The sequence below is a fragment of the Anabaena sp. FACHB-1391 genome, from assembly GCF_014696755.1.
Classification (GTDB): Bacteria; Cyanobacteriota; Cyanobacteriia; order Cyanobacteriales; family Nostocaceae; genus Dolichospermum; species Dolichospermum planctonicum.
Map to the genome: position 1 here is coordinate 1 of NZ_JACJQS010000030.1, position 21942 is coordinate 21942.

Annotated in this window: 21 protein-coding genes and 1 tRNA gene; 9 read left to right on the forward strand and 13 right to left on the reverse strand. The window is 37.2% G+C overall.

Going from position 1 to position 21942, the window contains the following annotated elements; translation table 11 throughout:
• Nucleotides 1-423 precede the first annotated feature (423 nt).
• Nucleotides 424-497: transfer RNA gene (locus H6F62_RS14415), tRNA-Arg, on the reverse strand.
• 53 nt (nt 498-550) lie between these two features.
• Between H6F62_RS14415 and moaC the strand changes: the two genes are divergently transcribed.
• Nucleotides 551-1042, forward strand: coding sequence for a cyclic pyranopterin monophosphate synthase MoaC (moaC, locus tag H6F62_RS14420; RefSeq protein ID WP_137909141.1), 492 nt, complete (start codon nt 551-553; stop codon nt 1040-1042).
• Between the two features lie 96 nt (nt 1043-1138).
• A complete protein-coding gene (locus H6F62_RS14425; RefSeq protein WP_137909140.1) occupies nt 1139-1390 on the forward strand; it encodes a DUF1778 domain-containing protein in 252 nt (83 codons plus the stop codon).
• A gap of 154 nt (nt 1391-1544) precedes the next feature.
• On the opposite strand, the gene purU is transcribed toward H6F62_RS14425, so the two are convergent.
• Genes purU through H6F62_RS14455 form a run of 6 tightly spaced genes read right to left on the reverse strand, consistent with a single transcriptional unit; the run spans nt 1545 to nt 8290 of the window.
• Nucleotides 1545-2399, reverse strand: a complete 855-nt coding sequence (purU, locus tag H6F62_RS14430; protein WP_137909139.1) for a formyltetrahydrofolate deformylase — start codon at nt 2397-2399, stop codon at nt 1545-1547.
• Nucleotides 2396-2998 carry a DUF4340 domain-containing protein gene (locus H6F62_RS14435; RefSeq protein WP_137909138.1) on the reverse strand — a complete coding sequence of 201 codons (603 nt, stop codon included), beginning with the start codon at nt 2996-2998 and terminating at the stop codon, nt 2396-2398. Before H6F62_RS14435 ends, purU begins: the two co-directional genes overlap by 4 nt.
• Nucleotides 2999-3027: 29 nt before the next feature.
• Complete coding sequence (pabB, locus tag H6F62_RS14440) at nt 3028-4767, reverse strand: aminodeoxychorismate synthase component I (protein ID WP_137909137.1); 1740 nt, start codon at nt 4765-4767, stop codon at nt 3028-3030.
• Nucleotides 4764-6437 (reverse strand): Gldg family protein, encoded by a 1674-nt coding sequence (locus tag H6F62_RS14445; protein WP_190372330.1) that lies wholly within the window; start codon nt 6435-6437, stop codon nt 4764-4766. The genes pabB and H6F62_RS14445 overlap by 4 nt, the downstream gene beginning before the upstream one ends.
• Before the next feature lie 44 nt (nt 6438-6481).
• Nucleotides 6482-7294 carry an ABC transporter permease gene (locus tag H6F62_RS14450; RefSeq protein ID WP_137909135.1) on the reverse strand — a complete coding sequence of 271 codons (813 nt, stop codon included), beginning with the start codon at nt 7292-7294 and terminating at the stop codon, nt 6482-6484.
• Entirely contained in the window at nt 7295-8290 is a 996-nt protein-coding gene (locus H6F62_RS14455; protein WP_137909142.1) for an ABC transporter ATP-binding protein, read from the reverse strand.
• A gap of 146 nt (nt 8291-8436) precedes the next feature.
• Between H6F62_RS14455 and H6F62_RS14460 the strand changes: the two genes are divergently transcribed.
• Complete coding sequence (locus H6F62_RS14460) at nt 8437-8634, forward strand: hypothetical protein (protein ID WP_137909134.1); 198 nt, start codon at nt 8437-8439, stop codon at nt 8632-8634.
• 85 nt (nt 8635-8719) lie between these two features.
• Here the strand turns inward: H6F62_RS14460 and H6F62_RS14465 are convergent, their stop codons facing one another.
• Nucleotides 8720-9454: an HAD family hydrolase gene (locus tag H6F62_RS14465; protein ID WP_190372331.1), complete on the reverse strand. Its 735-nt coding sequence runs from the start codon at nt 9452-9454 to the stop codon at nt 8720-8722.
• A gap of 99 nt (nt 9455-9553) precedes the next feature.
• Complete coding sequence (locus H6F62_RS14470) at nt 9554-10579, reverse strand: 30S ribosomal protein S1 (RefSeq protein WP_137909132.1); 1026 nt, start codon at nt 10577-10579, stop codon at nt 9554-9556.
• Nucleotides 10580-10985: 406 nt separating this feature from the next.
• On the opposite strand from H6F62_RS14470, the gene H6F62_RS14475 reads away from it, so the two are divergent.
• Nucleotides 10986-12122, forward strand: coding sequence for a GTPase (locus tag H6F62_RS14475; protein WP_190372332.1), 1137 nt, complete (start codon nt 10986-10988; stop codon nt 12120-12122).
• 361 nt (nt 12123-12483) lie between these two features.
• Entirely contained in the window at nt 12484-13275 is a 792-nt protein-coding gene (locus tag H6F62_RS14480; protein WP_306420248.1) for a hypothetical protein, read from the forward strand.
• Between the two features lie 127 nt (nt 13276-13402).
• On the opposite strand, the gene H6F62_RS14485 is transcribed toward H6F62_RS14480, so the two are convergent.
• Both H6F62_RS14485 and psbB read right to left on the reverse strand, forming a co-directional pair.
• Nucleotides 13403-13507: a photosystem II reaction center protein T gene (locus tag H6F62_RS14485; protein ID WP_071604841.1), complete on the reverse strand. Its 105-nt coding sequence runs from the start codon at nt 13505-13507 to the stop codon at nt 13403-13405.
• Nucleotides 13508-13605: 98 nt separating this feature from the next.
• Nucleotides 13606-15129 (reverse strand): photosystem II chlorophyll-binding protein CP47, encoded by a 1524-nt coding sequence (gene psbB / locus H6F62_RS14490; RefSeq protein ID WP_137909129.1) that lies wholly within the window; start codon nt 15127-15129, stop codon nt 13606-13608.
• 750 nt (nt 15130-15879) lie between these two features.
• On the opposite strand from psbB, the gene H6F62_RS14495 reads away from it, so the two are divergent.
• The 3 genes from H6F62_RS14495 (at nt 15880) to H6F62_RS14505 (ending at nt 18724) form a co-directional block, all read left to right on the forward strand.
• Entirely contained in the window at nt 15880-16377 is a 498-nt protein-coding gene (locus tag H6F62_RS14495; protein ID WP_137909128.1) for a LysM peptidoglycan-binding domain-containing protein, read from the forward strand.
• Nucleotides 16378-16772: 395 nt separating this feature from the next.
• A complete protein-coding gene (locus H6F62_RS14500) occupies nt 16773-18008 on the forward strand; it encodes an LL-diaminopimelate aminotransferase (RefSeq protein WP_190372333.1) in 1236 nt (411 codons plus the stop codon).
• Between the two features lie 80 nt (nt 18009-18088).
• The gene (locus H6F62_RS14505; RefSeq protein ID WP_137909126.1) at nt 18089-18724 is read left to right on the forward strand and encodes a Uma2 family endonuclease; all 636 of its coding nucleotides are present in this window, start codon (nt 18089-18091) and stop codon (nt 18722-18724) included.
• 252 nt (nt 18725-18976) lie between these two features.
• Here H6F62_RS14505 and H6F62_RS14510 read toward each other — a convergent pair whose 3' ends face one another.
• Entirely contained in the window at nt 18977-19705 is a 729-nt protein-coding gene (locus H6F62_RS14510; RefSeq protein WP_137909125.1) for an ABC transporter permease, read from the reverse strand.
• 493 nt (nt 19706-20198) lie between these two features.
• Here H6F62_RS14510 and H6F62_RS14515 point away from each other — a divergent pair, with 493 nt between their 5' ends.
• The gene (locus tag H6F62_RS14515) at nt 20199-21278 is read left to right on the forward strand and encodes a glycosyltransferase family 4 protein (protein WP_190372334.1); all 1080 of its coding nucleotides are present in this window, start codon (nt 20199-20201) and stop codon (nt 21276-21278) included.
• Nucleotides 21279-21506: 228 nt separating this feature from the next.
• Here the strand turns inward: H6F62_RS14515 and queF are convergent, their stop codons facing one another.
• Complete coding sequence (gene queF, locus H6F62_RS14520; RefSeq protein WP_190372335.1) at nt 21507-21923, reverse strand: preQ(1) synthase; 417 nt, start codon at nt 21921-21923, stop codon at nt 21507-21509.
• Nucleotides 21924-21942: the final 19 nt, after the last annotated feature.

The following is a 21942-nucleotide window of genomic DNA, read 5'->3' on the forward strand; positions in this document are numbered from 1 at the left end:
GAGCCGAACTCATTCCACAAGTCAGAGCGTAGTTGTCCTAAACGCAAAGCAATTAAATCAAGTTCGTTAGATTTCCAAGTATTTAGTTTTTTAGTCCCTAAAATGGCGATTCTGGTAACGGTTAACTGATTTTTAACTTTGAGTTTCATAGTCTAGACTCACTACCTTCTATTAAATCACATTGGCTACTATTTGGCTCATAAATATTTTGTTTTTCGGCTATTTTTTCCTTGTCAGCCCCCACAAGCGATTGTCTTGGAGTGATAGCTGAATTGTTTATAAACTTGTTCTGGAGTTAGGTATTTCATCTCGCGTTTAAATACGATTAACCCCAATATACTACGTTATTTTGAGATTAAATCCCAAGACCATTAAAAATGCACAAACTCCAAAAAAGGGGCTTGTGCATTTAAAATTATAGAACGGGCGAGGAGGGATTCGAACCCCCGACACCGTGGTCCGTAGCCACGTGCTCTAGTCCACTGAGCTACACACCCTTGACTTACAACCTTGACTTACAAGATTTATAATAACACACACTTTCCCAATTATGCAAGATCATTTTTCAAATTCTTTTTCGTTAACCCATTTGGATGCTCAAGGAGAGGCTCAAATGGTTGATATATCAGGTAAAACAGCCACTATTCGTCAAGCGGTGGCCACTGGTAAGGTGCGGATGTTACCTGAGACTTTCGCTGCTATTCAAGCGGGAAACACCCCTAAAGGTGATGTTTTAGCAACGGCTAGGTTGGCGGGAATCATGGCCGCTAAACAAACAGCTAATTTAATTCCTCTCTGTCACCCCTTACCTTTACAGAAAATTACCGTTGAGATTATCCCTGATGCCCAACTACCTGGTTATCAAATTGATGCTACTGTGAAAACTCAGGCGGAAACTGGTGTGGAAATGGAGGCTTTAACAGCGGTGTCTATTGCTGCTTTAACTTTGTACGATATGGCTAAAGCGTTAGAAAAAACGATTCAAATTGAAGCGATTCATTTAGTTAGTAAAACAGGTGGAAAGTCTGGAGATTGGGGATAGTGGGCATTTGTTGAATAAATCAGTACACTATTATTTGTTAGGACATTTGCCGTACACTAAAGATTTACACATCACATTTATTGTGTAAGAAGTATCATGACTCACTCAATGGCTAGAAACAGCCCAGAAAAATCCTTGCGTTCCAAATCAGAAAGATTAGAAGCCCGTATCAGTCCACAGAATAAAGACCAGATTATTCAGGAACATGAAATCATGGTTTTAAGCAGAAAAGACCAAGAGGTTTTTGTAGAAGCACTGTTTAATCCACCAGAACCCAGTAACAAGTTACGGCTTGCGGCTCAACGCTATAAAAAGAATATGGGTGTAGTAAGTGCAATTAACAGATAATTTTGATGCTTTTAATCATTATTTAATAGAGCCGCTAAAAAAAAAGCATACTTTTTATGAGCATTATCAATTCATTTGCTTTCCTGATTATTCTCATCGGCTTTTTTTGATGATGGAAACGATAGCTAAGATGATCAATTCCGATTAAATAAATTTACTCAAAAACTACCGTTCTATTGCCATAAACTAAAACGCGATTTTGTAAATGTAATCTTACCGCTCTTGCTAAGACAATTCTTTCTAAATCTTTCCCTTTTCTGATTAAATCATTCACTTCATCTCGATGACTTACCCGCACCACATCCTGTTCTATAATTGGTCCTGCATCCAATTCAGGTGTAGCATAATGGGCTGTTGCACCAATAATTTTTACACCCCTTTCAAAGGCTCGATGATAGGGATTAGCACCAACAAAGGCGGGTAAAAATGAATGATGAATATTAATAATTTGCGGGAATTTTGCAATAAAATCTGCACTAACTATTTGCATATATTTGGCTAAAACCACTAAATCAATTTTGTATTCATGCAGTAATTCTAGTTGTTTAATTTCCTGTTCTTGTTTATTTTCTTTAGTTATAGGTATATAATGGTAATCAATGCCAAATTGTTTAACTACCGCTTGTAAATCGGGATGATTACTCATAATTAAAGGAATCTCTGCATGAAATTCTTTTGCGCGATGTCTCCAAATTAAATCAAGTAAACAATGATCTTGACGACTTACCCAAATGGCAATGCGGGGAAGAGTATCAGAAAAGTGTAATTCCCATTTTGCATTTAAAGGTTGAGCGATAGCATTAAAAGCAGGAGCAATTAAATCTTTAGGTAAATTGAATCCTTTTAATTGCCATTCTATGCGATTCAGAAATAATCCGGCTTCAAAGTCTGTATGTTGATCTGCATGAGTAATATTGCCACCATTAGCATAAATGAAATTGGCAAATTTAGCTACTAATCCTCTTTGATCTGGGCAAGAAATTAATAAGGTTGCTGTTTGTTTTGTCATGGCAGGTTTGGTTTAGGTAGGATAGGTAATGGTTTTACATTAGTCTTTTCTTGTATTTGTTTCCATTCTGATATGTCTCGATTGACTGCATTAAAAAAATCCTTGGAAACTAACAATAATTTGAGATTTTGATTAGCATCAGCTTGAGCATATAAGAACCGATTATTAAACTCAGCTTTACCTAAAATCAATTGATAGTTTTGTTTATTTTTCAGTTGAATATCAATAGTCGCTACAGGTTTATCTAAACCAAATTCTGGTAATTCAGTGGGTAAAACTGATACTGTTCTTTCAATTTTACCATCAACTAACAAATCCATCAAGTAAGAAACAATTGCATCATTTGCCGGTGCTGATATGGGAGATTTGATTTCCCATTCAGGTTTTTTAGTTGTATTCCTTTTTTCTAGTTTTAATGTTGTACTTTTGGCTTTAATTGTTAAAGATTGGACATCGTTAGCAGTAAAGGAGAAAATTTTCTGTTTTTGGGCTTTTATTTCTGTTGGTTGAGTTTTTCCTTTAATTTCATAGAAATATACAAAACTCCCTAAACCCAGAGCTAAAAGTATTAAAATCCAAGTCGTTTTTGGCAATTTCATATTGATAACCAATTAATAAAATCATTTAGTTAATGAGAAATTAAAACCGCTTTTCGCCATTTTTGCACTGAGTTAATTATATAGATACGCTGGCTATATTTTAACATTTCTACCGTGATAATTTCCTCTCTAATTTTACATTTTTCAAGTAGATTAGCGCGAAAAGTCCCTGCTAATAAACCGCACTTTACTGGGGGTGTCAGCAATTCTCCATTCAAGTCTACCACAATATTACCAATACAGGTTTCTGTTATTTCACCTCTTTCATTCCACAATAAAACATCATCACAATCAGGAAAAGGGGCTTTTGCTATTTCATAAACTTGGCGATTTGTTGTTTTATGATACAAAAATATATTATTGGATTGAATCGGTGTGCAACACATACCTAGTTTGACAAGTTCATGATTATTTACAGGCAATAAAGGTATTGTTTGATATATAATTTCACCCTGGGAATCTAATAATAACCGTAGTTTATAATCTTGATTGTAAAATGATTTTGTTAATTGATCAAGTTGAGTTTTGACATTATTTATATTCACATTAAAACCAAAGTAATTTGCTGAATCTTGTAACCGTTGTAAATGATAATTCAATACAAAATAACCATTTTGAGGTTGCCATAAAATTGTTTCTAAAAGTGAGAAATCTGGTTGATTTAATGTGAGAACTTGGGCTTTAATCTGACATTCTTGATATTCGTCACTACTCACAGAATCCCAGACAATTCCTCCTCCAACTCCATACTCTGCTTGCTTATTTTCTTTATCAATTAATACAGTGCGAATAGCAACATTAAATTGGGCTTGACGTTGGGGACTAATAAAACCAATACAGCCAGTATAAATACGGCGCGGTGTATTTTCCAATTCCTGAATAATCTCCATCGTCCGGGCTTTAGGTGCGCCGGTAATAGAAGCGCAGGGAAATAACGCGCCCATAATTTCACTCATGGAAGCTGTAGTTTTGGCTGTAACAGTAGATGTCATTTGCCAAACTGTGGGATATTTCTCGACATTAAATAAACTGGGAACTTTGACTGTATTAATATTAGCTACTCGTCCGATATCATTGCGAATCATATCCACAATCATCACATTTTCCGCGCGGTTTTTTTCGGAAAAATGTAGTTGATTAGCAATATCATGATCTGCTACTAATGTTAAACCTCTAGCTGCTGTTCCTTTCATGGGACGCGAGGTTAAGTGATGATCATCAAGATGAAAAAAAAGTTCAGGGGAAGCGGAACAAATAGCAAAGTTATCAATATCAACATAAGCCCCATAATCTGCTTTTTGTGCTTGCACTAATTTCAGAAATAATTCCCAAGTATCACCACTAAAAGGTGCATTTAAACGTAATGTATAATTGACTTGATAAGTTTCCCCCAAGGAAATATATTTTTTAATTTTACTAATGGCTTGATGATATTCTTCTTCACGTACTGAAGGTGTCCAATTAAGTTTATATTCACCAGCTAAGGTAGGTTTTGGTAAATCAATAATTTCTGGTTTTTTATATAATCCAAACCAGAGTAACGGAAATGAACAAGGAGAATGGGTTTTTAGTATCGAATCAAAAGCTGTTGAAGCTTCGTAACTAATAAAACCCGCCCCATATATTTGATGTTTAGCAATCAAATCATTCACGAGTTGCAATTTGGTAACAACTTGATCAATACTATTAGTTTGGATGATTTCATCAGGATCTTGAAAGCAAAGCCAATGCTTTAGTTTAGCATCATGAATTACTAATTTATTTTTCATCTACGTTTCCACCAAATAATAAAACCTGTTAGCAACCCCAGTAAAGGTAATAAAAACACAGCAGATATTGTTAACAAGTTAGCTTCCCGATTTGATATAATAATCCGGCGATTTTTTGGTTGTTTAGGACGAATTGACAGAAGTTTTTCATCCTGTTGACTTAACCAACTAACCGTATTTAAAAAGACATCTCCATTTAACTGTTGTTCAAATAAACTATCAGTGGCAAAATTTGAGTTTCCGAATACTACTAACCGTGATTCTTTAGCAGTATTTCGGGAAGTTTTGGCAGTTGGAATTGCAGTTGGAATTGCAGTTGGAATTGGAGTTGGGGAAGTTTTGGCAGTTGCAGTTGGAGTTGGGGAAGTTTTGGCAGTTGGAATTGGAGTTGGGGAAGTTTTGGCAGTTGGAATTGGGGAATTTGATAATTTTCTAGTTAATGCTACTCCTAAAGTTAAAGGTCCTTTTAAGTCTTTATCTTCATTAAACTCTAGTTTTTCACTTTTTTGATCACTTTCTGCCCAACTATTAGGATAGGGTTTAGTTTTTAATAAAACCATAGACTCAACACCAGAGACAGGATCAATTTCCAGAGGACGAGTTAATGGATATACAGAAATATTATTGGCAAAATCTTTAGTAATAGGATGCTGTCCATATTCTGTCACCAAAATAGTAGCCGGTCCTAGTTGCAAACTTTCTCCAGAATTATCAATGACCAAGCGATTATCTAAACGCACACCCCACTCTTTCAGAAGAGTATCTATTTTCGGGTTGGTGTTGGGATCAATCATCAATAATAAGTTACCACCACGATTAAGATAATTTTGTAACGTTGTAACTTCTCCCGTCAATAATTCTTTTTGGGGTCCAGCTACAATTACAACATCAGCATCATTAGGAACTTGAGGACGTTCTGCTAAATTCAAAGTTGATGTAGTAAAGTTTTTATCAGTTAAGCCCTGTATTGCTTTAGAAATTGCCCCTTTACTACCGGAAAGTGGGTGTTCACTATGTCCTTGAAGAAAGTAAACTTTAGCCGTTTTAGGATTGATCATTTGTTGTAAACGATTAGTTAATTTTATTTCTGATAGTCGTTCATCCTCACTAATTATTTGTACTAATTGCCGTTTTGTTTGAAATTCTAGATAAACTTCGCCATAATCTTTAACACCAAATCTGTCTACTAGTCCTGGTTTTAATTCAGGATCAACATACTCAAATTTAAACTTGTTACTTTGACGATGATAGTTATCTAATAATTCCTGATCTTGGGAATTTTTTTCTTTAGTAAATAACCAAACTTTCATTGTTTCGGGTAAATTACTGACTAATTCCCTGGATTGAGGTGATAAAGTAAATAGTTGAGTATCTGTTAAGTCTAGACGCAGGTGGTAACGAATACCTAAAAAGTTAATTAATCCTAATATAACTAATACGGACAAAGTTGCGATTAAGGCATTAGTAGTAGATTGGGTAGAACGCTTTTGCCACCATTTACTTTGTTGGGTTTGTACTACTACCCACAAGGCACAAATAACTGCACCTGTTATTATTAATGATAGGGGGATTATTCCTGAATTTACTGATGTTAAACGAATGGTTAAACCAGCGGTGATCAAGAATGGTCCTAGCCAAAATATAAGTTTCCAAAGTTTGTTTTTATTCATTTTTTATTCATTATTTATAGGAGAGAATAATCAAGAGAAAATAACTAGTGACGTTGAAAGCGAAGTGCATCAATTGATTGGGCTGTGAGAAAAATACCTAAGATAATGTAACTGGCAAATAAAATCAAGCCGCTGGTATCGAAAATTCCTTGAATCAGGGTATTGTAATGTTTGAGGAGGGATAGATGACTAACTGCTTCACCAATTGGACTGGGAATGGTTTTGGCAATTAAATCAACAAATAACAGCAAAATAACTATGGCAAAGGTGAGGACTGCCGATAAAATTGTACTATCTGTTAATGAGGAAATAAACATTCCTAATGATAAAATTGCTGCTGCTAGTAAGAGTAATCCTAAGTGACCCAGCAAGGGAATTGTGGGTGATATGGGAGGAGTGGAATTGGATAAAGCGATCGCTTCAAATCCCATTAAAGGTAAAATCATTGTCAATAAAAATGTTAATACTCCTAATAATTTGCCTACGGCTACAGCCCAGTTGGTAACTGGTGATGTGGCTAATAGTTCTAAAGTTCCTCGTTTGCGTTCTTCGGCGTAGAGTCCCATTGACAAAATCGGCAAGATAAATAACATTAACCATCCCATTCTATCTAAAAATGCCCGCACAAATTCATAAGGAACATCTATTATTGGTGCTGGAAATCCAGGCTGCTGCCCTTGTAAATCATAACCAGAAACTGTAACTAAAATTCCTTCTGGTCCCAATAAAATCATGACGAAAAATAAACCTGCTAAAAACCAAAATGCACTGGCTATGCCATAAGCTAATGGGGAAACAAAATAACTCTGTAGTTCTCGACGGTAAATGGCAATAATATTGGCGATGACTATACCCATTTATGCAGCTTCTCCTTCTTCGATTTCTGAGTTTATATTTGTGGGTAAATTCTTTTCTGTTGTGGTTAATTCTAAGAAAACATCTTCTAGTGTTGCACTAATACGACGCATTTCATATAAACCAAAGCCAGCCCGAATTAAAGCAGTAGCAATTTCTTTTCCTGGTTCTTCTCCCTGCTGTAATATTACCCGTAAATAAGTATGATCTTCTAGCAAATGTTGATGGTTAGGCATTGATTCTACTAAACTCACGCCAGATATATTTTGTAACATTTGTTTGGCTAAAGGTGCTTCTCCTGTAATTTCTAATTCATATCCTGCCCCACCTGTTAATTGTGTCATTAGATTTTCTGGGGTATTAGTTGTCACTATTTGTCCGCGATTAATAATGGCAACTCGGCTACAGGTCATACTCACTTCCGGGAGAATATGTGTAGAGAGAATAATAGTGTGTGTTCCTGCTAAACTTTTAATTAAGTTGCGTACTTCCGTAATTTGTCGGGGATCAAGTCCCACTGTAGGTTCATCAAGAATAATAGCTGGAGGATCATGAACGATCGCTTGGGCAATACCAACCCTTTGCCGATAACCTTTCGAGAGTTTACGAATAATGACTTGGCGCTTCTCCTCTAGGTTACATCTCTTTATAGCTGCTGTTACTTTTTTCGAGCGATCGCCTGAAGAAACTCCTTTAATTCTCGCTACAAAGTGTAAAAATCCTTCTACCGTCATTTCTGGATATAAGGGTGGTGTCTCTGGTAAGTAGCCAATGCGCTGACGCACAAGCAAAGAATTATCATGGACATCATAACCGTCAATTTTCGCTGTCCCACTGCTGGCAGGTAAATAACCGGCTAAAATTCGCATGGTTGTGGTTTTACCGGCACCGTTTGGACCTAAAAACCCTAAAATTTCCCCTGGTTCAACGCTAAAAGTAACATCAGTAATTGCTGTTGTTGAACCATAAGTTTTAGTAAGATGCTCAACTTCAATCATTTGCATAAATCATAATAATACCTAAACAATCTTAGCTAAATTTGAGATTTTAGATTGATGAGTTTTCTGTTATTTTTAATTTTTAATTGATTTATGCCTCATCTAAAATTAGTAACAAGATAACCTAGTATGGAATGGATAAAATCATGAGAGTTTGGCTGCTATGCTTTTTTGTACTGTTTGCTGCGGCGGAGTTTTTTAAGTGGTTGCGAGCTTTTTCTATACCTTTGCCCATATATATTTTAGCGGGTGCATTTTTAGCCGTCGCTTCCAACTATGATAAGATTTTTGGTGATAAACTTAACCAAAACCTGATAAATCCTGACAAACCAGAGATTAAATAGGGTTTGCTGATAGGTTGCATCGTGTAGCCATAAAAGTCTTGCGGCGGAGTATTATATATTCGCCGAAAACTTTTCACAGATCCTCTTAATCCATAATTACCTGAATTTGATCAAGTTGATTAATTACCACATCTGCACCTTGAACATGATCTGCTTTACCAATCCAAGTAATACCAATACAGCCAGCAGCTTTAGCATCACGCGCCATTTGCATATCACCCACAGAATCACCTATCATTAAAGTCGCTCCTGGCTCTACTCCCAAAGCTTGACAAGCTTCTAAAAACAGTATTGGATCTGGTTTACTAGGACCATCATCAACACCCTTTTCTAGCTGTAAATAATTACTTAACTGATGAGTTCTTACAAATGTCTGTACCTCTTCAGTGGTTGCTGCTGACAGAATCCCCAATTTTAACCCCGCTACTGACAAAGACTTTAATACCTCCAAACTCCCCACAAATAAAGGTGAAGGAGTTTTACTAACATATCGGTCAGCCTCATTTATTGCTTGACGGGCAATTTTTAAAGACTCAAACCATCCCCTCCCGGTTTCCGCAATATAGGCCGCTGCTGCAATTTCTGTTTCTCGACGACTGGCTACTGATATTAAACCCGCTGGATCTAAGAAATCACCGTTAATACCAAAAGCCATTAACAATGGTTCGCCAATACCAGGAATTTGCGCGTCTATCATCCTCGCTGCTTTTTGTCCTAGTGTTCTTAAATATGCCTCAGAATCTTCTAAAGTGCCGTTTTTATCAAATAAAATTGCTTCGATACGGTAAAACGCCGTGTTTTGACATTTAATAGTTACCAAAATATCTCACCCTAGTCATATTCAAGGTAAAAAAAAGGGGGGTGTCCCCTCTTGATCATACAACGATCTCAGTTATAATTACTTATAACTATAAATCTATTATTCTTCAGTCGCTGGGGGAATTTCTTCCTCGGCCACAGCTTCCACAACTGCAACTTCTTCAGCTATGGTTTCTTCAGATCCGGCTTCCAGCGGTGCTACTTCTGTCGGTGTGGTAATACCTTGCTGTTTAGCAAGCAGTTGTTCCCGATACTTAGCTGCCATTTCTTCAGCCTTGTCATAAACCAAATCACGGTTTTTGATCATGTCACCAGGTTCGGGTTCCAACTGTTTAGTAGACAGCGAAATCCGTCCCCTTTCTGCATCCAAGTCAATGATCATAACTTTAACTTCATCATTGACATTGAATACGCTATGGGGAGTGTCAATATGCTCCTGGGAAATCTCCGAAATATGTAGTAGTCCGCTTACACCACCAATATCAATAAAAGCACCATAAGGTTTGATACCGCGAACCGTACCAATGACTACTTCGCCAACTTCTAAACGGTTCATCTTGCGCTCAACTAGCGCCCGACGATGGGAGAGAACTAAGCGGTTACGCTCTTCATCTACTTCTAGGAATTTCAAAGGTAGTTCTTCACCTACCAAATCTTCCTTGGGTTTGCGAGTGCTAATATGAGAACCGGGGATAAAGCCGCGCAGTCCTTCAATTCGCACTAATGCACCACCACGGTTGGTTGCGAAAACGCCAGAACGGACAGTAGCATCTTCTGCTTGTAACTGCCGTACCCGTTCCCAAGCACGCATATACTCAATCCGACGAATTGAAAGGGTGAGCTGACCATCTTCATTTTCATCGGTAAGGATGAAAAATTCCCGCGTTTCGTTTGATTGTAAGACTTCTTCCGGGGCATCTACCCGGTTAATAGACATTTCTTGTATGGGTATATATGCTGCGGTTTTCGCACCTATGTCAATCAGAGCGCCGCGCGGCTCTATACTGAAAACTGTACCCGGTACGACATCACCAGGGCTGAAGTGATAGTCGTATTTATCAAGTAGAGCAGCGAAATCTTCGAGAGTAAATCCAATTTCTGTAGCGGTTAAATTCTGATTGACCATGCTAATGTGTTCCTGGTTCTAGTCTCCGTAAAGGTTTTGTCATAAATTCGGTGCATAAGTAAGCAGTCGGAGAACCGTCTGCACTTACATTTCTGTCTTATCCTAGCTTAGAATAGCTAATCTTAACACATATCAACTTCCAGATATAGGATTATATCATATTTAGGGAAGAGGGAAAAGGGAAAAGGGAGCAGGTGATATCTGAGTTTTAATTCCCACATTCCGCACTTCATTGTGTAGTACAGGCACGAGTGTAATAAGTAGCAGAAATAGTTTAAATACAAACACATAGTTCAGTTGGTAATAAATATAGGCAGTAATATAATGATTGCCAACGAATTCAAATTAATAAGGTGTTGACAATAAATGCTGTTTTGTGTACTATAATTCTGAAATTACTTAGGAATTGCTGAATAAACCTAAAACCATCAGAAAAATTAAAGTATTAATCATGATAATAATAAATAATTCGGATAGCACAACAAAAGAATTAAAGCCTACCATACTTATATGTGGCTATACTGGTTCGGGAAAGACAAGTTTAATACAAAGTATTTTTGGTACACAAACAGTACCTGATAATCAAATTGGCCACGATAGTCCAATGACAAGAGAATTTATTAAATACCTGAACGAATTCATCGACATTTGGGATTCTAGGGGGCTGGAAGTGGCAGATAATGAGAAAGATTTTGTTGATAGAACAAGAAAATTGATTACTGATATCCAAAAGAAAAATAATCCTGAAAATCAGATTCATGTAGTTTGGTATACTATCCAAGGATCAGGAGCAAGGGTAACTTCTACAGACCTTGAACTGATTCAATCCATATTTAAAAATGTTATTGTTGTGATTACCAAAACTGATATTACTCAGTCAAAGCAGCTTACACCCATGATTCAAAAGCTACAGCATAATGGTATAGAAAGGGAAAATATACTCCCAGTTTTTGTCTATCAGAAAGATGAAGATAGTGAAGATAGTGAAAATGACGAAAATAAGGAAAAAGAAAAAAGGGAAAAAAGCAAGCAGTCTCTCCTTAAACTACTCAATAGAACTCTTACACTAATGCCAAGTGCGTACAAAGATGCTTTCGAGAGCGCACAAATGCTTGACTTGGATAACAAAATAAAGAAAGCTCAATCTATTATTCATGGTTGTGCAACAGCCGCGTCAATTGCATCTGCTGACCCTATTCCGGTTAAAGATTCTGTGATAATCACAACAATTCAGACAGGAATGATTGTGTCTTTAGCTACTGTGTATGGTTTGCCTAAAGAAGTAGCTAATACAGCAGTAGCTGCATTTGTAGCTCAAGCTGCTGGTACTGCTGCTGTGACAAGCTTGCTAAAATTGTTCCCAGGAGGAGGAAATATTATTCAGGCTACAGTAGCTTTTACTTTAACTCAAGCAGTTGGGCAAGCAGTTAGTGCTTATATGATTGAATGCTGTAAGGCTCTTATTGGAGAGGGCAGTCCACCTAAATTTATACTAAAAGATTTCAACAGTTTTTTTCAAAACTTAGGAAATACTGATATATAACAGATATATCCAAATATACGTAGAGATGTTTTATAGAAAGTCCCTACGTATTTTATTAGGGTATATATATATTTGATGTTTGAACCCACATTCCACATCAATAGAATGATAGGACTTTGCTGAAGGTATTGTATGATAATCCTAGAATTATTTGGGTAAAATTTTAACTAATCTTCAGTTCATAAATCCTGATTTTATCCTACTTTTGCAAATTAAATCCAAAATGCCTAAACTGCTAAAGCTAACCATAATTAGTATCTTTGTAAGTATCATCATAGCTATAATCTTCTTTACGTACCAGGCAGTATCAGATCAACAGTGGATACCAGTGCGTGGTGGTATACCATTTGGAATCAGCGGCATGACTTTGATACATCAACCAATTCAAAAACCAAGCCAGATGCTAGATTTGATGATTGTCCATGATAATAAACAACCCAATCAAGGACGTTTAGCAATAATTAGCATTAATAATAACAAGCAATTAAAGTATTTTCCCTTAAAGTGGCCAAGTGAAATTAATCTACCTCTTGATTTAGAGGCTTTAGCTTCTATTCCTGGAACAAATAACCTAGAATTTATTACTGTAACGAGCGCTGGAAAGGCATATCATCTGAAATTAGATGCCCAAAAACAGCATTTATTCATTCTCAGAGAATTTGATCTACCTGATATTACTAAAAATAGTAACTTTGAATCTTTCGGGTTACAAAATATTGATGGTAAATTAATACCAATTTGGGCGCATCGAGGAGAAAGTGAAGAACCAGCCAAAATTTATTGGGGAATACTGGATTTAACAAAATATCAAATCAATCTTGCAGGTACGGCTGATTTTCAAGTACCTTTTCCTGGTGGTAATGTGCGCCATATTTCTGATATCAAAGTAGATAATGCGGGGATTGTCTATATTTCCGCAGCCAGTGATGCAGGTAATGACGGACCCTTTGAGTCTGCCGTATATGTTGCTGGTTACTTAGGCTCGTTTGGTAATAAAATATTTTGGCGACAAAATGATAAACTTTTTCCTATCTATCGAGATCATCATCACAAAATTGAAGGTTTAGAACTTATACCTGGTGTAACAGGTGGTGTAATTTTGGGTACAGATGATGAAAATCTGGGTTCTTATGTGTACATGATAGGTAACTGACAAAATAATTGGTAATTGCATTCGCTCAACAGCATCTTGAACAGTTAAACCCAAAATCCGTTGCTACTATGATCAGTAACAACGGATATTATTAGCATATATTCCCTTATAAATCGGGAATAACTAACTACTTATCTTTTTTCTCAAAACGGGGGGGTTCGCGGAAGGCGATCGCAAAAAAGAGAACACCGATGGCGAGGGTTAAAATCAAGATGTAAGCAACACTTTCCATATTTTTCAGATCCTGCCTGTTGAGCCAGTAATTTTAGTTGACCAAGCCAGGGAAAAAGCATGAAGTAGATATTTTCCACTTCATACCTCATCCAAGTTTTAAGCTTCCTTACGACGAGTTGACTTGTCGCCCACTTTCTGGAACAGACCCCATTCAACTTGTTCTTCTTCAATTTCTACACCGGCAAATACATCACGGTAGATAGTCCGTGAACCGTGCCACAGGTGACCAAAGAAGAATAATAAAGCGAATACAGCATGACCGAAAGTAAACCAACCTCTGGGAGAAGTACGGAATACACCGTCAGAGTTCAAAGTTTCTCTGTCAAATTCAAAGATCTCGCCACCTTGAGCTTTCCGGGCGTACTTCTTGACATCAGCGGGGTCTGTGAAGGTTTGACCATTCAGATTACCACCGTAGAAGCTGACAGTCACGCCAGTTTGTTCAAAGCTATATTTAGATTCTGCCCGACGGAAGGGGATGTCAGCACGGACAACACCATCTTTATCGGTCAAAATTACGGGGAAAGTTTCAAAGAAGTTAGGTAAACGACGAACTGTTAATTCCCGGCCTTCGGCATCTGTGAACACAGCGTGACCTTGCCAAGATTCAGCAATACCATCACCTTTCACCATTGGTCCTGTACGGAATAGACCACCTTTCGCGGGGCTATTACCAACGTAATCGTAGAATGCTAATTTTTCAGGAATTTTCGCCCAAGCTTCAGACAAAGTAGCGCCTTCGGACACACTGGTTTGCACACGACGCTGAATTTCTTGACGGAAGTAGCCTTGATCCCACTGATAGCGGGTAGGTCCAAATAGTTCTATGGGGGTAGCAGCGTTACCGTACCACATAGTTCCAGCAACGACGAAAGCAGCGAAGAATACTGCCGCGATACTGCTGGAAAGTACGGTTTCAATATTACCCATCCGTAGGGCTTTGTAGAGCCTTTCGGGGGGTCTAACTGTGAGGTGGAATAAACCAGCGATAATACCGACTACACCAGCTGCAATGTGGTGAGCAACAATGCCACCGGGGTTAAAGGGGTTAAACCCAGCCGGACCCCATTCTGGTGCTACTGGCTGAATACTGCCAGTGATTCCGTAAGCATCAGATACCCACATTCCTGGACCAAAGAGTCCAGTTTGGTGGAAAGCGCCAAAACCAAAACAAAGTAAACCGGATAAAAACAGGTGAATACCAAACATTTTTGGCAAGTCTAGGGCAGGTTCACCTGTGCGAGGATCTCTAAAGAGTTCTAAATCCCAGAAAACCCAGTGCCACACGGCAGCCAAGAATAATAAACCCGAGAGAACGATGTGAGCCGCAGCAACGCCTTCAAATGACCAGAAACCGGGGTCTACTGCTGTACCACCGGTTACACTCCAACCACCCCAAGATTCGGTCACGCCTAAACGTGCCATAAAGGGAAGTACGAACATCCCTTGTCGCCACATGGGGTTAAGAATTGGATCACTAGGGTTATAAACGGCTAGTTCGTACAATGCCATTGAACCAGCCCAACCAGCTACTAAAGCTGTGTGCATTAAGTGTACAGAAATCAGCCGACCTGGATCGTTCAGAACGACTGTATGTACTCGATACCAAGGTAGTCCCATTAACTACAAGCCTCCTGGATAGTTATGTTGACAAAGCAATTTTGTGACTGAGGTTCAAAAAAGGCGGAAATCACCATTTTTGAAGAATCTCCGAGTTTTTTTATTGCTGATTTTGAGTTTGGCAATGCTGACGACTTACCATAGCTTGATTCTTTTGTCAAGAACTTGCTATGGGAGTGTTTGAGCAATCGCTAAACAAAAATGAGAATATTTTAAAAAGTGTAACTATTGATGGCACGCTTTGCAAGCGTTTCCATCCTTGAGGTTACGGAGTTTGTGGTTTGAATGTCGCTATCAGTCGCCAGAAATGCTGATTATAACCTCATCTATCTGGAAAGCTGAAGTTTTTTAAGTCCACTATTCCAGGATAAAACTAAATTGGGGTTTTACCAGGCGATCGCTCCTTGAATAATTACCAGTTTTATTTCAGACTCAGTTTACGCGGGTAAATTCTGGCTATTGGGGAACAATAGACGCAAGTGATCAACCACAACTATGAAACTAACAGATCATCTCTGGCTAAAGCGAATAAATACATAATAAAGCAGAATCTAATAAGTAGTAGAGAAAACATCAGAAAATATAATTATTTATTATAGATTTATAATAGTTTGTCCGCTTCATGATCAAGATTTAGATATTAAGGCAGAAAAGTTATGGCAGTGCCGATGGTCTGAATTATAATTCAGATGTGCAGCATGGGTCAAATCAAAAATTGCCCAGAAATAGCATGATCACGGAACTTACACGATGAACACCAAAACCAAAATTGACTGTCCTGTTTGCGGGTATCAAGGAATTGATGGTCATATCTGTCCTAGTTGCGACACTGATATTTCTCTAATTCGCTCTTTGGAGGAATTGCCCCAGCGCCCAAAATCTTGGACAAGAGAAATCGCCATTTTAATGCTGATGATAGGTATTACTATCGGTGCTGGGGGCAGTTTTTTCTCCCTGCAAACAGCTTTGTATACTGCGACTATCCCCAATCGTACTCCTAAAGTTACTAGTAGTCCCAACCCCAGTCCACAGATAATTACTACTACTCCAAAGAAGCCGCCAATACTAGCCACTTATAATGTAAAATCAGGAGATACTCTCAGTAGTATTGCTGGAAAGTTGTGTAGTAAACCTACTGATTGGCAATTAATAGTTGCAGTTAACCCCGAATTACAAAAGCGGGAAAATAAATTAGATATAAATCAGGTGTTGAAAATTCCTAGTAGCTGCAAAGGCAAAACCCCATGAGTATAATTTACAGATTGAAACAAGATAGTCAGAAAGCTGAAAATTTCGCCCAAAATAAACAATTTGGGAGCGATTTTTTGCTATATAAATTATTTTTTGTTTCTCAAAATTGTCAAAATATGGCAATCATGTCTGATTTGTGAAAACCTCCCATGGCTAGATACCGGAATTGTTAAATAATTCGGCTATCTGATTTTTAGATATCATTTTTTTAGCTTCTAATACCTCTTAGATAATTTGTTATTTATGAGCTTCATTAAATAGGCTCATATTTTCTCGAATATAACTTAAAGTTTCAGATCCCTGACCTCTTTAAGAATTTAGGGATCTTTTTATTCCTGTCCTCCAAGTAAGATAGTGTATCATTATCTTTATCTTTTTGCCCATAATTTACCATGGCTACAATTAACGACAACTACCTGAAACTCAAAGCTGGTTATCTGTTTCCTGAAATTGCGCGACGGGTCAATGCTTTTGCACAGGCTAACCCAGATGCTAAAATCATTCGGTTAGGGATTGGTGATGTCACCGAACCCTTGCCAGAAGCCTGTCGCACAGCCATGATTAAAGCTGTGGAAGATATGGGCGATCGCTCAAGTTTTAAAGGATATGGACCAGAACAAGGTTATAATTGGCTAAGGGAGAAAATCGCCACCCACGACTTTCAAGCGCGAGGAGCAGCTATAGAAGCTGATGAAATCTTTATTTCCGACGGTTCTAAGTGCGATTCTGGCAACATTTTAGATATTTTTGGCAAAAATAACGTTATCGCCGTTACTGACCCCGTATATCCCGTTTACGTAGATACTAACGTCATGGCAGGTAACACGGGAGATGCGAACGAAAAAGGCGAATATGGTGGTTTAGTTTATTTACCTGTTACTGCTGAAAATAATTTTACAGCGGAAATTCCTAGCCAAAAAGTTGATTTAATTTATCTTTGCTTTCCTAATAATCCCACAGGTGCAACTGCTACGAAAGAACATTTGCAAGCATGGGTAAATTATGCTAAAGCCAACGGTTCAATTATCTTTTTTGATGCTGCTTACGAAGCATTTATTAAAGATCCTAGTTTACCTCATTCTATTTTTGAAATAGAAGGCGCTAGAGATTGTGCAATTGAATTTCGTTCTTTCTCTAAAAATGCCGGGTTTACTGGGACTCGTTGCGCTTTAACTGTTGTTCCCAAAACCCTCACCGCTAAAGCTGCTGATGGTTCTAATGTCGAACTTTGGAAACTTTGGAATCGTCGTCAGTCTACTAAATTTAATGGCGTTTCTTATATTATTCAAAGAGGTGCAGAAGCGGTTTATTCAGAAGCAGGACAAGCACAAATTAAAGCTTTAGTAAACTTCTATTTAGACAATGCTAAAATCATCCGTCAAGAACTAACAAACGCTGGTTTAAATGTTTATGGGGGCGTAAATGCACCTTATGTATGGGTGAAAACTCCCCATGGTTTATCCAGTTGGGAATTTTTTGATAAGTTATTAGAAACTGTGAATGTGGTGGGAACTCCTGGTTCTGGGTTTGGTGCTGCGGGTGAGGGTTATTTCCGTATTTCGGCCTTTAATAGTCGGGAAAATGTGGAAGAAGCCATGAAGCGAATTACGGCTAAGTTTACGGTGTAATTCAAGTTTAATTATTTGTGGTGGGTAATTCCCACCCTAATTTTGTTAAACTTAATCAATCAATAATAATAATAAATGCTATGAGTGTAGCTATTCCTGTTTTCAAAGCCGTAAGTCAGATACAATTAACACCTGGTAGTACAGTTAATATTCCAGATGTTAGCTGGGAAGAATTTGAGGCGATTTTACAAGAACTGGGAGAAAAAAGAGCTTCACGAATTGCCTATAATCAAGGTAATTTAGAAATTATGCTCCCTTTACCTGAGCATGAAATTTCCAAAGATCTAATTTCTGATATTGTTAAAATATTGTTGAAAGCTAAAGGGATTAAATATCAACCTTTTGGTTCAACAAGTTTCAAAAAACAAGGTACAGCAGGAATTGAACCAGATGCTTGTTTTTATATTCAAAATTATCAACTGATTGGTTTACGGAGGTTACAACCTGATCATCTACCACCAGATTTAGCTATAGAAATTGATGTGACATCAAAAACAACTCTTGATGCTTATGAAGCGATTGGAGTTCCAGAATTATGGATATATGATAGTGGTAAATTGGCTATTTATTTATTGAAAAATGGTAAATATATCAAATCTGATCAAAGTCCCTATTTTGAAGATATAGCTATTAGTCAGATTATCCCTAATGTGATCAAAAGGAGTTGGGAAGTAGGCAGTTTTCAGGCTTTGGAGGAATTTGCAGTACAAATATAATCCATAAATATCAATTTTTACTTAACAGTAAATCAAACATCAAAATCTAGAGATTATTTTGTTAATAAGGGTTGATTGAAGTATAATGTTAGTACAACCTCCTGGTAAATCACATCTATTAACTTGTCGGACAATTTTAACAGATCAAGATAAAATTAATATTAAATGTTTTTGTCAGCAAGACGAAGAAATAAGGATAAGTGTAGAATCCTTATTATCTAAATAATTAATCTAAATAACTAATATTATTCCCTATGCTCTCCTTTCCCCCGCAGTTCTAATTAATTCCCCTATCAAAGCCACAATAGCAGTGATCGAAATTAACATCACACTTAAAGCATTAATATCCGGTTTAACTCCCGTTCTAATGCGGCTAAAAATTTCCATTGGTAAGGTATTAGTCCCACTTCCCGCAGTAAAACTAGCAATTAAAAAATCATCTAAACTCAATACAAACGCTAATAAGCAACCGGAAATAATTGCTGGCATTAATTGAGGTAATAAAACTAAAATAAAGGCTTGTATTGGTGTCGCACCTAAATCTAAAGCTGCTTCTTCTAAATGAGGGTTGATATTATTCATGCGCGAAGAAACCACCAAACCCACATAAGATAGACAAAATACAATATGAGCAGCGATAATAGTCCAGATACTCAAAGGAATAGCAAAGGCTGATAAACATACTAACGTAGAAACAGCGATCGCAATATCAGGAATTAATAAAGGTAAATAAGCAATTCCCTGATATAATCTCTTGCCAGGAAAGTCATAACGTGCTAACCCCACAGCCATTAATGTTCCCAAAATTGCGGAAACTCCCACAGCGCAACAACCCACCAATAAACTATTATATAAACCCGATAAAATCCGTTCGTCACTAAATAATTTACCGTACCATTCTAAGGTAAATCCTTGCCATTTAGCGCTGTAAGGTGACTGATTAAAGCTATAAAAAGCCAGTACCAGAATAGGTAAGTACATAAACACAAATACCACCAGCGCAAACACTGCTGGCCACGAAACACGCGATTTATTTATTTGTTTGTATATATTCATGTCACCTAATATACCCAATATTTGCCTCTCATATTATATGACAATATGGTTCTCTGAGAAAAAAAATAGAAAATTAAGACAATTGATCATCTTTTTTCCTGGTATTAAATTAGCCTAGCCAGTTAAAGATTTTTTGTGATCAATAAAATGTATGGTATTATACTCGTTTTCCTTTCTATTTCCAGCAGCAAATCCCAAAAATAACTATTGTACTATGTGTATTATGTCTAATTTATTCCTGAAGTATCAGACATTTACATTACCTCAGATAGACAAAAAATATCGAATATAAAACATAAGATCTAATAGTAATCATAAATAAGGATGGTTTTTGTATTTTTGGCTATTTCTCTGTTAGTTATTTCATTTATTCATCAACTAACTAGAAGTAGAAATCTGATATTTTAGGAGATTGATCATGAAAATTGCTCAGGTTTCTCCACTGTGGGAAAGAGTACCACCACCAGCTTATGGTGGGATAGAATTGGTAGTAAGTTTATTAACTGATGAATTAGTCCGTCGGGGACATGAAGTGACTTTATTTGCATCAGGAGATTCTTTAAGTTTAGCCAAGTTAGTATCAGTTCATCCCCGCGCTTTAAGGCTAGATCCTACTATTAAAGAGCCTGGTATTTATGAGATGTTACTGTTAGGTTTAGTTTATGAACAAGCAGAAAATTTTGATATCATTCACTCTCATGTAGGACTAGGATCACTAGTTTACGCCAATTTAGTCAAAACTCCTACAGTTCACACTTTACATGGAATTTTTACTCCAGATAACGAAAAAATTTTTAAATATGGCAAAAAACAGCCTTATGTTAGCATTTCTAATTCTCAGCAAGAACCCAGATTAGGCTTAAACTATGTAGACACTGTTTATAATGGTATTGATGTTAGTAGTTATGAATTTTATCCTCAACCAACAGAACCACCTTATTTAGCTTTTTTGGGAAGAATGTCTCCCGAAAAAGGACCCCATTTAGCAATTGAAATTGCTCAAAAAACTGGTTGGAGGTTAAAAATAGCAGGTAAGGTAGATGTGGTAGATATGGAATATTTTACGCAAAAAATTAAACCACATATTGATGGTAAGCAAATTGAATATTTAGGTGAAGCTAATCATATCCAGAAAAATGCCCTCATGGGTGGTGCTTATGCGACTTTGTTTCCCATTACTTGGCGAGAACCTTTTGGTTTAGTTATGGTAGAATCAATGGCATCAGGAACACCTGTAATTGCAATGCGACTGGGTTCAACGAGGGAAGTTATTGTGAACGGGGAAACCGGTTTCCTTTGTAATAATGTGGAAGAATGTATTAATTCTCTTGACAGGGTAGCTGATTTAAATCGTTACGCTTGTCGTCAATATGTGGAAGAAAATTTTAGTGTTCAAAAAATGACTGATGGTTATGAAGTGGTTTATCAAAAACTAATTGCAGAAAAATTAGCGCAACAAAATGGTTATTTACGTAATAGTAATACTCTAGTTAGTTAATAATCAATTAGATACAGCAGTTTCCGATATGATGAGGTACGGATATTAATGATAAAAATAAAAATCTTGTGGTGCGGGCATACTATGGCTAACGCCACGCTACGCGAACGACCAAGCTCAGTACAAGTCTTGCCTGCTAAAAGTGTACTTCACCCTGATGGTAATATGCTGTATTTGTTTTTCATCATCCTTGTAGAGACGTTCCATGAAACGCCTCTGCTTTTTCATTTAAACACCTTTTTGATGTTTAACTTCAACCACTGTATGTACATTTCCACGGGGGGTAAAATCGGTTTTTACAGTCACTTCCACAGGATCACAAGCTGCGACAAAATCATCTAAAATTTGATTGGCTGTTTCTTCATGGGAGATATAGCGATCGCGGTAACTGTTAATATAAAGTTTGAGTGCTTTCAACTCTACCACCCGTTGATCTGGAATATAACTAATATAAATGGTCGCAAAGTCAGGATAACCGGAAAACGGACATTTACAAGTAAATTCCGGTAAGGTAATATTAATATCATAGCGCCGTCCGATGCGGGGGTTAGGAAAGGTAATTAGTTTCCCTTCCGCAATTTCCCGTTCACCATATTTCATTTCTTGAATGTCTGGGGGTAGGGTTTCAGGTGCAAAGTTACTCATTGTGTTAGTAAAAAGAAAT

Excerpts from the sequence above, each read along its gene's own strand:
- H6F62_RS14450 (WP_137909135.1), bottom strand. The coding sequence starts at position 7,294 with ATGGGTATAGTCATCGCCAATATTATTGCCATTTACCGTCGAGAACTA.
- H6F62_RS14455 (WP_137909142.1), bottom strand. The coding sequence starts at position 8,290 with ATGATTGAAGTTGAGCATCTTACTAAAACTTATGGTTCAACAACAGCA.
- pabB (WP_137909137.1), bottom strand. The coding sequence starts at position 4,767 with ATGAAAAATAAATTAGTAATTCATGATGCTAAACTAAAGCATTGGCTT.
- queF (WP_190372335.1), bottom strand. The coding sequence starts at position 21,923 with ATGAGTAACTTTGCACCTGAAACCCTACCCCCAGACATTCAAGAAATG.
- H6F62_RS14515 (WP_190372334.1), top strand. The coding sequence starts at position 20,199 with ATGAAAATTGCTCAGGTTTCTCCACTGTGGGAAAGAGTACCACCACCA.
- H6F62_RS14510 (WP_137909125.1), bottom strand. The coding sequence starts at position 19,705 with ATGTACTTACCTATTCTGGTACTGGCTTTTTATAGCTTTAATCAGTCA.
- H6F62_RS14425 (WP_137909140.1), top strand. The coding sequence starts at position 1,139 with ATGACTCACTCAATGGCTAGAAACAGCCCAGAAAAATCCTTGCGTTCC.
- H6F62_RS14480 (WP_306420248.1), top strand. The coding sequence starts at position 12,484 with ATGACTTTGATACATCAACCAATTCAAAAACCAAGCCAGATGCTAGAT.
- H6F62_RS14445 (WP_190372330.1), bottom strand. The coding sequence starts at position 6,437 with ATGAATAAAAACAAACTTTGGAAACTTATATTTTGGCTAGGACCATTC.
- H6F62_RS14470 (WP_137909132.1), bottom strand. The coding sequence starts at position 10,579 with ATGGTCAATCAGAATTTAACCGCTACAGAAATTGGATTTACTCTCGAA.
- psbB (WP_137909129.1), bottom strand. The coding sequence starts at position 15,129 with ATGGGACTACCTTGGTATCGAGTACATACAGTCGTTCTGAACGATCCA.
- H6F62_RS14500 (WP_190372333.1), top strand. The coding sequence starts at position 16,773 with ATGGCTACAATTAACGACAACTACCTGAAACTCAAAGCTGGTTATCTG.
- moaC (WP_137909141.1), top strand. The coding sequence starts at position 551 with ATGCAAGATCATTTTTCAAATTCTTTTTCGTTAACCCATTTGGATGCT.
- H6F62_RS14435 (WP_137909138.1), bottom strand. The coding sequence starts at position 2,998 with ATGAAATTGCCAAAAACGACTTGGATTTTAATACTTTTAGCTCTGGGT.
- H6F62_RS14460 (WP_137909134.1), top strand. The coding sequence starts at position 8,437 with ATGAGAGTTTGGCTGCTATGCTTTTTTGTACTGTTTGCTGCGGCGGAG.
- H6F62_RS14485 (WP_071604841.1), bottom strand. The coding sequence starts at position 13,507 with ATGGAAAGTGTTGCTTACATCTTGATTTTAACCCTCGCCATCGGTGTT.
- H6F62_RS14495 (WP_137909128.1), top strand. The coding sequence starts at position 15,880 with ATGAACACCAAAACCAAAATTGACTGTCCTGTTTGCGGGTATCAAGGA.
- H6F62_RS14505 (WP_137909126.1), top strand. The coding sequence starts at position 18,089 with ATGAGTGTAGCTATTCCTGTTTTCAAAGCCGTAAGTCAGATACAATTA.
- purU (WP_137909139.1), bottom strand. The coding sequence starts at position 2,399 with ATGACAAAACAAACAGCAACCTTATTAATTTCTTGCCCAGATCAAAGA.